The following is a 12,262-nucleotide window of genomic DNA, read 5'->3' on the forward strand; positions in this document are numbered from 1 at the left end:
TCACGCCTCCAGCCGGCGCTTGTTGAGTGCCGCGTTGAGCACCAAGGTCATGATCATGATGACGGCGAAGAGCGCGACGCCCATCGCGGCCGCGTACCCGGCGCTCTGCGCGTTGAAGTAGGTCAGGCCGATGAAGGTGGACACCGAGTTGGTCGAGTAACCGGGGCCGCCGCCGGTGAGCACCTTGATCACGTCGAAGAGCTTCATGCCGCCGATCAGGTTGAGCACGATGCTGGTGGCGAAGGCCGGCTGCAGCAGGGGCACGGTGATCCGGCGGAACAGCGACCAGCCCGACGCGCCGTCGAGCCGGGCCGCCTCGTAGTACATCGTCGGGATCGACTGCAGCCCGGCCAGGTAGATGATCATCGACAGGCCGACGAACTGGATCGTGTTGACGGCCACGATGATGGCCACCGAGCCGGTGGTGGTGCTCAGCCACGCCTGCTGCTCACCCCCGAGCGCGACCACGACGTCGTTGAGGGCGCCGTTGTCGTACTGCAGCAGCAGGTAGTAAATGGTGCCCATGATGACCGGGGAGACCAGCACCGGCAGGTAGATGATCGCGCGCAGCAGGGCCCGTCCCCGCATCGGCCGGTCCAGCGCGAGCGCCAGGCCCAGGCCGAGCACCTGCTGCAGGACGGTGCTGCCGAGGGCGTACACCAGGGTGTTGACGAAGACGGTGCGGAAGGTGCCGTCGTTGAGCAGCCGCTGGTAGTTCTCCAGGCCCACCAGGTGGTGGCCGGGACTGTAGCCGTCCCAGTCGGTGAACGACAGCCCGACCCCGTTGACCAGCGGGTACGCCGTGAACATGGCCAGCAGCGCCAGCGCCGGCAGGTAGAGGACGTTCACCAGCCCCTGCCGAGGCCGATGTCGGGGGCCGGCCGTCGGGCGGTACGTCGCGTCCGCGCTGCGACGCACCGCCGTGTCGATGCCGCTGTCGACCATGTCGGTCACTTCGCCTGCGCGTACAGCTTGGTGAAGTCGGTCTTGACCTTGGCCACGCTGTCGGCGACGGTCGACTGCTTGGTCACCACGCCGTCGGTGGTCTTGACCATGGTGTCCCAGGCGCCGTTGGGCATGTAGACCCGGTCGAAGTAGGGGACGGTCGGCACCGCGCCCGACTTGACGTACGTGTCGTAGCTGCTCTGCAGGCCGCCCAGGTCGGACTGGGCGCTGGTCAGGCCCGGCGCGGACCCGGAGGCCTTGGCCAGCTTGGTCAGGTTCTCCGGCTGGGCCAGGAACGCGAGCAGCTCCTTGGCCTCCTTCGGGTGCTTGGTGTCCTTGTTGATGCCCAGCGCGTTCTTCTCGCCGCTGATCAGGTAGGGCTTGCCGCCGTTGGCGGTGGGCACCGGCATGAAGCCGATCCTGGCGTCCTTCTTGTACTCGAACGCCGAGGTGGCGACGAAGTTCATCAGGAAGCTGAACCCGGTCTTACCCTCGGCGAGGGCGCGGGCGACGTTGTCCGTGGTCGCCGAGCTGTAGTCCTTGTTGAACAGGCCGGCCTCGCGGAACGCGCCGACGGTGTCGAGCACCTTGGTGTAGCTGCCCTCGGCGAACGTGCCTTCCTTCATGCTCTTCAGCTCGGCCTCGCTGAAGACGCCCGGCGCGATCCAGTCGACGAACAGGCCGGTCGGCCACTGGTCCTTGCCGGCCGCGTAGATCGGGGTCTTGCCCTTGGCCTTGATCGCGGCGGCGGCCCGGTTGAAGTCGTCCCAGGTCTTGATGTCGTCGGGCTTGACGCCGGCCTCGGCCAGCACGTCGGCGTTGTAGAGCAGGCCCGCGATGTCGGTGTCGACCGGCATGGCGTACAGCTCGCCGCCCTGGCCGAGCATCGCCGGCTTGAGCGCGGGCGCGAGGTCCTTGGCCCAGGGCTCGTTCTGCAGCGGCATCAGGAACTTGCCGTAGCGCAGCAGCGACCACCCGTGGGTCATCCAGATGTCGGGGATGTTGCCCGAGGCCAGCCGCACCTTGAGGTCGCCCTCGTGGTCGGTGCTCGACGGCACCAGGTTGACCTTGACGCCGGAGTGGTCGGCCTCGAACTTCTTGACCAGGTCCTGGTACTGCCCGTAGAGCGGCGAGTCCACCGCGGTGCCGGTGAGGAACTCCAACTGCCCGCCCTTCCCGCCGCCGGAGTCGGTGCCACCGCCGGTGCAGCCGGTCAGGGCGATTGTGAGTGCGGAGATCGCCGCGGTGAGGACGAGGCGTCGTCTCATGGGTGTGTCCTTTCCAGGGGGTGGGCCGGCGGGCCCACCGGCAGGCGCGGCACCGGGTCGGGTCGGGTCGGGTTCGGTGCGCGCCGGGTGGGGTTCGGAGTGGATCGCCGGCCGGGGGGCCGGGCGCTGGGCGGTGCCGAGGCAGGCGACACCCGGGTGGGCGGGATCGTCGCCGTGCCGTGCGGTGGTGTGCCCACCGCGGTGCGGTGTGCTGTCAGCGGGCCATTGTGACCGCTCACATTGAGCGTGAGTCTGGTCGACTGAAAACCGGCAAGTCAAGCGTCCTTCTAGTTACGGTTGGGTCACGAGCGGCCTTCTACCAGTATGTTCACGCGCACATGCTCGTCCGACTATTGATCAAGGCCGCTCATTGTTACCGTTCTCAAACATGAAGTCGCCAGAGGTTGCGTCCTCCGCCTGCTGCCAGCCCGGCACAGCGGGAGGATCCCCTGCGGCGGTCGGCCCGCCGCACCCCGTTCCCGGATTCACGTCCGATCCTGCCCGTCCCGAACCAGCCGCCGCCCTGGCCGAGATGGTCACTGTTCCGGCCGGTTCGTTCTGGATGGGCGCGGACGGCCCCGGCACCGTCCCCGGTGACGCCGAGGGCCCGGTCCGCCAGGTCCACGTCGACGAGTACCGGATCGGCGTCACGACGGTCACGAACGCCGCGTACGCCGAGTTCGTCGACGCCACCGGATACGTCACGGACGCAGAGCGCTACGGGTGGTCCTTCGTCTTCGCCGGCCTCGTCGGCCCCGAGGCCTGGGCCGGCGTGCTGCCGGGCACCGTCGCGGCGGCGCCCTGGTGGTTCGCCGTGCGCGGCGCGAACTGGCGGCACCCCTTCGGTCCCGGGTCGTCCGTCGACGAACTCGCCGACCACCCGGTGGTGCACGTGTCCTGGTACGACGCCTCCGCCTACGCGCGCTGGACCGGCACCCGGCTACCGACCGAGGCGGAGTGGGAGAAAGCCGCGCGGGGCGGCCTGGACCAGGCCACCTACCCGTGGGGCGACCAGCTGCTGCCCGGCGGCGAGCACCGGATGAACGTCTGGCAGGGGGAGTTCCCGTTCCGTAACACCGCCGAGGACGGCCACCGTGCCACCGCGCCGGCCCGGTCCTACCAGCCCAACGGGTACGGGCTCTTCAACGCCTGCGGCAACGTCTGGGAGTGGACGGCGGACTGGTGGTCGGGCGACCCGGTCGGTGGCGGGCCAGGGCGCGACGCGGCCCGCGTGGTCCGAGGCGGGTCCTACCTCTGCCACGCGTCGTACTGCAACCGCTACCGCACCTCGGCGCGGACCCGTAACACGCCCGACACCTCGGCCGGCCACACCGGCTTCCGCGTGGCCTGCTGAGCCGGGCCCGCCGGCCGCTCGGCGGGGGACCACACCGCCGAGCGGCCGGCCGGGTCTCGAGGCGACGCGGGGTCGGGGACCCGGCCGGTGTACCGGTCAGCCGAGGTGCTGGACGCGAAAGAGCCGGGCGCCGTGCGCCTCGACGTGCATGCCGGTGGTGCCGGAGGCCTTGCCCTGATCCGACCGACTCCACAGGTCGCGCAGCGTCACCTCACCGTCGATGCCCACCGCCCGCAGGTCCAGCTGTACGTCCCGGTCGTCCTTGCCGACGTTGAACACCGCCAGCGCGGTGCTCGACTCGTCGAGCCGGGAGGTCCAGACGATGACGTCGTGCTCGCGGTACACCTCCCGGGCCCCGTCGCCGTCGCGCAGGACGGCCAGCACCTCGGGGTTGGTCAGCAGGTCCCGGGTCTCGTCGTCGAGCCGGGTCAGGTCGGTGCCGAGCATCAACGGCGAGCGGGCCACGCACCACAGGGTCATCAGGGTCGTCTGCTCCGGCCTGGTGAACCGGGTGTACCGGTCGCGCACCCCGGTTTCGCCGGAGCGCAGGGCGATCCGGCCCAGCGGCAGCATGTCGGCGTCCGGCCAGTGTCCCGGGCCGGCGTACGGGGCCCAGGCGGCGCAGATGTCGAACGCCGCACGCAGGTCGCTCCACCGGTCCCAGAAGTCGGCCGTGGTACGCCACATGTGCGCCCGGGAACTCAGGTGACCGGCCTCCGCCACCGGGGTCGGGCCGCAGGAGAGGCTCAGCACCATCTCCCGGCCGCAGGCGTCCAGCGCGTTGCGCATCAGGTTGATCTCGCCCCGGTGGTACGGCAGCAGCATGTCGTCGGCCTTGACGAAGTCCACCCCCCACGAGGCGTAGAGCGCGAACAGGGAGTCGTAGTACTCCTGGGCCCCGGAGCGGGTGGCGTCCACGCCGTACATGTCGGTGTTCCACGGGCAGATGGAGTTGGTCTGCGCGATGTCCCGGGCCGTCACGTCGCTGCCCAGGATCGGGGTGGCCGCGTGCACGGCCTGGCGGGGCACGCCGCGCATGATGTGGATGCCGAACTTCAGGCCCATCGCGTGGATCCGTTCGGCCAGCGGCGCGAAGCCCCGGCCGTCGGCCGCCGACGGGAACCGGTTCGCCGCCGGCACCAGCCGCGAGTGCCCGTCCACGGTCAGCGGTACGAACGGCCGGTAGGCGGAGCTGTGCGCGTCCGGCTCGTACCACTGGATGTCGACGACCAGGGTGTCCCAGCCGAAGGGGAGCAGCTCCCCGGCCAGCACCTCGGCGTTGGCGAGGATCTCCGCCTCGGTCACGCTGGCGCCGTAGGTGTCCCAGCTGTTCCAGCCCATCGGGGGAATGGCGGCCACGGTCATGTTCTTGTCCTGCGCTTCCTGGTCGTCGGTCACGAGCGGTCGTTCGAGGTGGCGCCGGCCGGCACCGGTCGGACCCGGTCCGGCGGGCCGGCGCCGAGGACGGCCCAGGAACCGCGGCGGTGGCGTGTGCCAGTCGTGCGGTCCGAGGGTGCCGGTGGTGTCACAGCCCGCGGGCGAGCCGGTGGTAGGCGCTGGTCCAGCGCAGCTCGTGGGCGAAGCGCCGGGACGTGGTCTCCGCCTCGATGAGTGCGAGTTCGACACCGAGGATCTCGGCGAAGTCGTACAGGTGCTCCCGGGTCAGCGCGGTGGAGAGCACGGTGTGGTGCGGGCCGCCGGCGGTCAGCCAGGAGTCGGCGGAGGTGGCGAAGTCGGGGTGCGGGCGCCAGACGGCCCTGGCGACGGGCAGCCGGGGCATGTCGGCCAGCGGCTCCACCACCGTCACCTCGTTGGCCACCAGGCGGAACCGGTCGCCCAGGTCGCACATGCCGACCACCAGGCCCTCGCCCGGGTCGGCGTCGAACACCATCCGGACCGGGTCCTCCCGGCCGCCGATCGACAGCGGATGGATCTCCACGCGCGGGGTGCGGGCGGTGATCGTCGGGCAGACCTCCAGCATGTGCGCGCCGAGTACCAGCTCCCGGTCGGGCTCCAGGTGGTAGGTGTAGTCCTCCATGAACGAGGTGCCGCCCGGCAGTCCCGTCGCCGTGACCTTGAGCGCGCGCAGCAGCACCGAGGTCTTCCAGTCGCCCTCGCCGCCGAATCCGTAGCCGTCGGCCATCAGCCGTTGCACGGCCAGGCCGGGCAGTTGGCGCAGGCCGCCGAGGTCCTCGAAGTTGGTGGTGAACGCGGTGAAGCCGCCGTCGTCGAGGAAGTGCCGCAGCGCCAGCTCGATCCGGGCGGCGTAGCGCAGCGACTCGTGGCGCTCACCGCCGGCGCGCAGCTCCGGCGCGACGGCGTAGCGCTGCTCGTACTCGCCGACCAGTTCCTTCACCGGGCCGTCGTCGACGGCGTCGACCACGGCGACGAGGTCGTTGACCCCGTAGGTGTTGACCGAGACGCCGAAGCGCAGCTCGGCCTCGACCTTGTCCCCCTCGGTCACCGCGACGTCGCGCATGTTGTCGCCGAAGCGGGCCAGTCGCATGGTGCGCAGCGCCTGCACCCCCACGGCCACCCGGGACCAGTCGCTGATCCGGGCCAGTACGGTCGGGTTGGACAGGTGGCCGGAGACCGTCTTGCGGGTCCTGCCGAGCCGGGTCTGCACGTAGCCGAACTCGCGGTCGCCATGCGCTGCCTGGTTCAGGTTCATGAAGTCCATGTCGATGGAGCTCCACGGCAGGTCCCGGTTGACCTGTGTGTGCAGGTGCAGCAGGGGCTTGCGCAGCGCGTCGAGGCCGGTGATCCACATCTTGGCGGGGGAGAAGGTGTGCATCCAGGCGACGACTCCGACCACCCGGTCGTCGGCGTTCGCCGCGCGCATCACCTGACGGATGGCGGTGGCATCGGTGAGCACCGGCTTGGCCACCACCTCTGCCACGATCCCGGGATGCCGGGCCAGCGCCACGCAGATCTCGCCGGACTGGCGGGCGACCTGGTCGAGCACCTCCGGCCCGTACAGCCCCTGGCTGCCGGTGAGGAACCAGATCTGCTGCTGCCTCATGAAGTCGGTTCTCCCTGCTGTCCGTAGACGTTCTGGTAACGGTGGAAGAGGCTGTCGATGTGCTCCTGCTCCAGGCGCGGTGGCCGGCCGAGCTGGTGGGCGACGTGCACCGTGCGAGCGACGTCCTCGAGCATCACCGCGGCCTTGACCGCGTCCCGCGCGTCGCGGCCGATGGTGAACGGACCGTGGCCGCCCATGAGCACCGCCCGGCTGCGCGACCCGCGCAGCGTCTCGACGATGCCGCGGCCGATGGAGTCGTCTCCGATCAGCGCGAACGGGCCGACCGGGATGTCCCCGCCGAACTCGTCGGCGACCATCGTGAGCACGCACGGGATCGGCTCCCGTCGGGCCGACCAGGCGGTGGCGTACGTGGAGTGCGAGTGCACGATCCCGCCGACCTCCGGCAGGTGCCGGTAGACGTAGGCGTGCGCCGCGGTGTCCGAGGACGGGGCGCGGTGGCCGTCGACCAGCCGACCGTGCAGGTCGGTGACGACCATCGCCGCGGGGGTGAGCTCGTGATACGGCAGCCCGGAGGGCTTGATGACCATCAGCTCCTCGCCGGGCACCCGGGCCGACACGTTGCCAGCGGTCCAGACGACCAGTTCGTAGCGGGTCAGCTCGGCGTGCAGCGCGCAGACGGTGTCGCGTAGCTGCGCCACGGCGGACCGTACGGCGGAGGCGGTGTCGATCGTCATGCGGTGGTCTCCCGTCGAATCGCCTTGAGGCGCCGCATGGCGTCGGTGCCGCCGCGGCCGAACTGGTCGTGCAGTTCCCGGTAGATGTCGTAGAGCCGCTGGTAGGCCATGACGTTGGCCGTGATCGGCCGGTACGACTCGACCACCCGGCCACCCATTGCCGCGGCGGCGGTGGGCACGTCCGGGTAGGCGCCGGCCGCCACGGCCGCGTGGATCGCGGAGCCGAGGGCGGGACCCTGCTCCGAGACGACGGTGGACAGCGGCAGGTTCAGCACGTCGCTGTAGATCTGCATGAGGAACCGGTTCTTCGGCAGCCCACCGGCGACGATGAACTCCCGCACCGGCACCCCGGCGCGGGCGAAGGTCTCCACGATCACGCGGGTGCCGAAGGCGGTCGACTCCAGCAGGGCGCGGTAGATCTCCTCGGGCCGGGTGGTGAGGTCCAGGCCGATCAGGAGACCGGACAGCTCGTGGTCGACGAGTACCGAACGGTTGCCGCTCCACCAGTCGAGGGCGACCAGTCCGTGCGCGCCCACGGGGTCCCGGGCCGCGAGGTTGGTCAGGTATTCGTGCACGGAGATGCCCTGGGTGCGGGCGTCCGCGACGTACGCCGGGGGGACCTGGTTCGCGACGAACCAGCCGAACATGTCGCCGACCCCGGACTGGCCGGCTTCGTAGCCGGGAAGCCCGGCGACGATGCCGCCGTCCACGACACCGCACATCCCCGGCACCTCCACGAGCCGGTCGCCGCTCATCACATGGCAGGTCGAGGTGCCCATGATCGCCACCAACTGACCGGGCTCGACCGCCTGCGCGGCGGCGGCGGTGACGTGTGCGTCCACGTTGCCGACGGCCACCACCGTTGCCTCGGGCAGCCCGGTCCAGCGGGCGGCCCGGGCGGTGAGCCGGCCGGCGGCGGCGCCCAGTTCACCGATGCGCTGGTCGAGCTTGTCCCGGACGAAGTCGCGGAAGTCGGGGTTGAGCGCGGCGAGGAACTCCTCGTCCGGGTATCGGCCGTCCTGGAGGATGCCCTTGTAGCCGGCGGTGCAGGCGTTGCGGATGTAGGTGCCGGTGAGCTGCCAGACGATCCAGTCCGCCGCCTCCACCCACCGGTCCATGGCGGCGTACGCCTCGGGTGCCTCCTCCAGCAGTTGCAGACCCTTGGCGAACTCCCATTCCGAGGAGATCAACCCGCCGTAGCGGCCGAGCCAGGGCTCGTTCCGTTCGGCGGCCAGAGCGTTGATCCGGTCGGCGTGGCGCTGGGCGGCGTGGTGTTTCCAGAGCTTCACGTAGGCGTGCGGCTCATGGGCGAAGCGGGGCAGCTCGCAGAGCGGCGTGCCGTCGGCCAGCGTGGGCACCATGGTGCAGGCGGTGAAGTCGGTGCCGATGCCGATGACGTCGGCCGGGTCGATCTTCGCGGCCCGTACCGCCCGGGGCACGGCGGTGCGCAGCACCGTGAGGTAGTCGGCGGGGACCTGGAGGGCCCAGTCGCGGGGCAGCCGTCGCCCGGTGCCGGGCAGCAGGGTGTCGATGACGCCGTGCGGGTACTCGCAGACCGCGGACGCGAGTTCCGCGCCGTCACTCACCCGGACGACCAGCGCTCGGCCGGAAAGTGTGCCGAAGTCGACCCCCACGACGTAGCGCGGTCCTGGCTGCGTGCTCATGTCCCCGACTCCCATGATCCCGACGGTGCCGGCGGGCACCTCGCTGCTGGCGGCCATTGTTAACGGTCACAACAGGCGCCGTCAACCCTTGATCAAGGGCAAATCACGGCTGAGAGCGGCAATAACGTCCGCTCTAGAAGCTCTCCTGAGAGTTGGTTGATGATCGCTTTGTGACCGCTCTGTTAAACGTTTTCGAGAGTCGCGGTCGGGCGGCGCGGCCTGTTACCGTACGGGTCATGACCTCACGCGCGCCCGCTCAAGGCGAGGACGCGGGCAGGGCCCGGACACCAGTCATGCGCGATGTCGCCCGGCTCGCCGGCGTCTCGCACCAGACCGTCTCCCGGGTCCTCAACGGGCTGCCCAACGTCAGCGACTCCGTGCGGGAGCGGGTGGAGCGGGCCGTCGCCCAGCTCGGATACCGCCCGAATGTCAGCGCCCGGGCCCTGATCACGAAGCGGACGATGACGCTGGGTGTGGTCAGCGTGTCCACGCAGCAGTACGGTCCGGCGGGCACGCTGACCGGCATCTCCGAGGCGGCGCGGCGGGCCGGGTACTTCGTCAGCGTCACCGTGCTCGACGCGGTCGATCGCCAGTCGATGCGGTCCGCGATCGACCACCTGCTGGCGGCTGCGGTGGACGGGGTGATCGTCATCGCGCCGGTCGGCTCCGTGGTCGAGGCGGTGGCCGGTGTCGCACGCACAGTGCCGCTCGTGATGGTCGAGGCACGCGACGGCGAGCAGTCCGTCGCCGGCATCGACCAGGTCGGCGGGGCCCGGACGGCCACCCGTCACCTGCTCGATCTCGGGCATCGGACGGTGGCTCACGTCCGGGGCCCGATCAACTGGTTCGAGGCGGACGCCCGGGTCAGCGGCTGGCTGACCGAGCTGATGGCCGCTCATGCTCCCGTGCCCGAAGTGCTTGTGGGCGACTGGTCCCCCGCTCCGGCTACGAGGCGGGCCGGCGCATCCTCGAGCGGTCCGACGTCACCGCCGTCTTCGCCGCCAACGACCAGATGGCGCTGGGCCTGCTCCGCGCATTCGAAGAGGCCGGGCGCTCGGTACCAGGCGACATCAGCGTGGTGGGTTTCGACGACCTGCCCGAGTCGGAGTTCTTCCACCCGCCGTTGACCACCGTCCGGCAGGACTTCGCCGAGGTCGGTCGACGCTGCATCGCCGAGATCGTCGCTCGGATCGACGGCACGAGCCCGCCCTCGGCAGGTCTGATCGTGCCCGAGATGGTCGTGCGAGACAGCACCGCCGCGCCCCGCTGAGCGGGCGGGCGGGCGGGCGTACCCAGTGTCGGGCCGAGAGCGGCTGCGCGGGCCGTCGGCGCCACCGTGCCGACGCACGGTCGCTCCGGTTCTCCGGCAGGCCCCGGGGCCGCCCCCACCTCCCGCTGAAACTCCGGCTGCGCCGCCGGAGTGTTCCCGGTCGACGCCGCCGTCCCGGTGGTGACCGACCCGAGGAGCGCCATGAAACCCTCAACTCGCGCCTGGCCGAGCGGCATCATCGCCGTCCTGCTCGTCCTGCTGCCCGGTGATCCCCTTGGGATCACGTCCGACGCCCCCACCGCCGTCCCGCCGCCGGTTACCACCGCCTACCTCTCGTCGAGCAGCGGCGGTGTCACCGCAGCCTCCCAGCGCCCCGGCTTCGCGCGGCGCACCGTTCGGCGGCCACCCCCCAACGTCTCGATCGACTACCAGCTCGGCGGCGCCTACCCGCTACCGCTGCCGGCGCGGGTGGTCAGCCGCGACTGGGCGGACAGCCCGGCCCTCGGCGCCTACACCATCTGCCGCGTCAACGCCTTCCAGGCCCAGCCCCAGGAGATCGGCTGGTGGCGGGCCTACCACGACGACCTGCTGCTGCGCGACGCCATTGGACGGTACGTGGTCGACGCGCCGCGGCAGGAGATCCTGCTCGACATCTCCACGCCGGACAAGCGGGCCCGTCTCGCCGCCATCGTCGGCGGTTGGCTCGAACGATGCGCCGCCGACGGTTTCCCGGCCGTCGAGCCGGACAACCTCGACTCGTACCACCGGTCCCAGGGCCGACTCACCGAAGTGCAGGCGATCGAGTACGTCGGGATGCTCGCCGCCCGCGCCGACCGGGTCTCCCTGGCCGTGGCGCAGAAGAATGCCGTCGACCTCGGCCGGGCCGGACGCGACGTCGGTCTCGACTTCGCCATCGCCGAGGAGTGCGGCCGGTACGCCGACTGCGACGACTACACCTCCGTCTACGGCGACCATGTCATGGTCATCGAGTACACCGACGCCGGCTTCGCGCAGGCGTGCCGCACGGTCGGGGCCCGACTGTCGGTGGTGCAGCGTGACCGGCGGCTCAGCCGCCCGAACAGCCCCGGCTACGTCTACCGCACGTGCTGAACCCCGTCGTCGCCTGCGGAGTGTCCTGTCGCGAGCGCCCTCTTGGTCCAGACAGAAGGCATCTGTCAGGAGGCCGAACGGATGGCCGCGTGGACCGGGTGGACTTCGTCCTGGACGGGGCCGATCCAGTGCGCTGGACGGAACGCGGCCGAGCCGGACCCCGTCGGCCGGGCTCCGGCTCGTGCCGTCATTTCGGCACCTGGTCGTGCAGCACGTCCACATAGAAGGCCCGCTGGTCACCGCGGATGGAGAAGCGGGCCTCCCGGATCCAGCCGAACTGCTCCAGGGTCCGCCGCATCGGCTCCAGCAGCTTGGTCTTCTCGCACCTGTCGTCGGGGGCCAGGATGCCGTCCAGGTCGGTGAAGTCGGCGCGGGCCATCGGCCCGTCCAGCTTGAGATACCGGAACCGGTAGGCGTCGTCGCGAAAGACGCTTGTCAGCCCCGCCGACTGCTCCGCCGGTGTCGGCCCGTCCAGCAGCGCGGCCAGCGCCCGCTTGGCCACCCCCTCGGCGGGCAACTCGCGAGTCACCGGCACGATCTGCGGACAGGGTTGACCGGCGCGCTCACGCAGCAGGAACAGCTTGACCCTGCGGGTGCCGGTGGAGGGCTCCACGGTCGGCTGCAGCGGCTCCTGCCCGTCACTCGGCCGGGCCGTCGGCGCGACAGATGTCGTGGTTGAAGGCCCCACCGCCGGGCCGGTGACCGCCTGTCCGCGTTGCCCCGCCGGGCTCAGGGCCCCGATCCCGATCGGCACGGCCAGCACGGCTGCGGTGACCATTCCGACGGCACCGGCGGTACGAGCGCGCCGTCGGCGGGTCCGGCGGTGCAGATCCGCCAGGTCCGGTGGCCGGGCGGTGTCCGCGGCGGTGCCGGCCAGGCGGCGCAGGGCGTCCCGCGTCGCGCCGTCGTCGCGCCCACCGTCCGTCACCGCTGT

At 71.0% G+C, this 12,262-nt stretch carries 10 protein-coding genes and 1 pseudogene; 4 read left to right on the forward strand and 7 right to left on the reverse strand.

What is annotated here, in order from left to right; genetic code table 11:
• Positions 1-945: a carbohydrate ABC transporter permease gene (locus CO540_RS00120; protein ID WP_253866790.1), complete on the reverse strand. Its 945-nt coding sequence runs from the start codon at positions 943-945 to the stop codon at positions 1-3.
• A 5-nt stretch (positions 946-950) separates the two neighbouring features.
• Positions 951-2,213, reverse strand: coding sequence for an ABC transporter substrate-binding protein (locus CO540_RS00125; protein ID WP_099160238.1), 1,263 nt, complete (start codon positions 2,211-2,213; stop codon positions 951-953).
• A gap of 532 nt (positions 2,214-2,745) precedes the next feature.
• Between CO540_RS00125 and CO540_RS00130 the strand changes: the two genes are divergently transcribed.
• On the forward strand, positions 2,746-3,567 hold the full coding sequence (locus CO540_RS00130) for a formylglycine-generating enzyme family protein (protein ID WP_253866301.1): 822 nt from the start codon (positions 2,746-2,748) through the stop codon (positions 3,565-3,567).
• Positions 3,568-3,663: 96 nt separating this feature from the next.
• Here CO540_RS00130 and CO540_RS00135 read toward each other — a convergent pair whose 3' ends face one another.
• From CO540_RS00135 to araB, 4 genes are all read right to left on the reverse strand, one after another.
• Entirely contained in the window at positions 3,664-4,965 is a 1,302-nt protein-coding gene (locus tag CO540_RS00135) for a glycoside hydrolase family 27 protein (RefSeq protein WP_253866303.1), read from the reverse strand.
• Positions 4,966-5,092: 127 nt separating this feature from the next.
• Positions 5,093-6,589: an L-arabinose isomerase gene (gene araA / locus CO540_RS00140; RefSeq protein ID WP_099160242.1), complete on the reverse strand. Its 1,497-nt coding sequence runs from the start codon at positions 6,587-6,589 to the stop codon at positions 5,093-5,095.
• Entirely contained in the window at positions 6,586-7,284 is a 699-nt protein-coding gene (locus CO540_RS00145) for an L-ribulose-5-phosphate 4-epimerase (protein WP_099160243.1), read from the reverse strand. Before CO540_RS00145 ends, araA begins: the two co-directional genes overlap by 4 nt.
• A complete protein-coding gene (gene araB / locus CO540_RS00150) occupies positions 7,281-8,948 on the reverse strand; it encodes a ribulokinase (protein ID WP_099164508.1) in 1,668 nt (555 codons plus the stop codon). The genes CO540_RS00145 and araB overlap by 4 nt, the downstream gene beginning before the upstream one ends.
• A 293-nt stretch (positions 8,949-9,241) precedes the next feature.
• On the opposite strand from araB, the pseudogene CO540_RS31230 reads away from it, so the two are divergent.
• The 3 genes and pseudogenes from CO540_RS31230 to CO540_RS00160 all read left to right on the forward strand — a co-directional run.
• A pseudogene (locus CO540_RS31230) lies at positions 9,242-9,316 on the forward strand (LacI family DNA-binding transcriptional regulator); the annotation flags it as partial.
• Between the two features lie 596 nt (positions 9,317-9,912).
• Complete coding sequence (locus tag CO540_RS31235) at positions 9,913-10,218, forward strand: substrate-binding domain-containing protein (RefSeq protein WP_371682316.1); 306 nt, start codon at positions 9,913-9,915, stop codon at positions 10,216-10,218.
• A 201-nt stretch (positions 10,219-10,419) separates the two neighbouring features.
• Positions 10,420-11,328 (forward strand): endo alpha-1,4 polygalactosaminidase, encoded by a 909-nt coding sequence (locus CO540_RS00160; RefSeq protein WP_099164509.1) that lies wholly within the window; start codon positions 10,420-10,422, stop codon positions 11,326-11,328.
• Positions 11,329-11,515: 187 nt separating this feature from the next.
• Here the strand turns inward: CO540_RS00160 and CO540_RS00165 are convergent, their stop codons facing one another.
• Positions 11,516-12,256: a GerMN domain-containing protein gene (locus CO540_RS00165; protein ID WP_099160245.1), complete on the reverse strand. Its 741-nt coding sequence runs from the start codon at positions 12,254-12,256 to the stop codon at positions 11,516-11,518.
• Between the last annotated feature and the right edge of the window lie 6 nt (positions 12,257-12,262).

The sequence above is a fragment of the Micromonospora sp. WMMA2032 genome, assembly GCF_002688545.1.
In the GTDB taxonomy this organism is placed as follows: Bacteria; Actinomycetota; Actinomycetes; order Mycobacteriales; family Micromonosporaceae; genus Micromonospora; species Micromonospora sediminicola.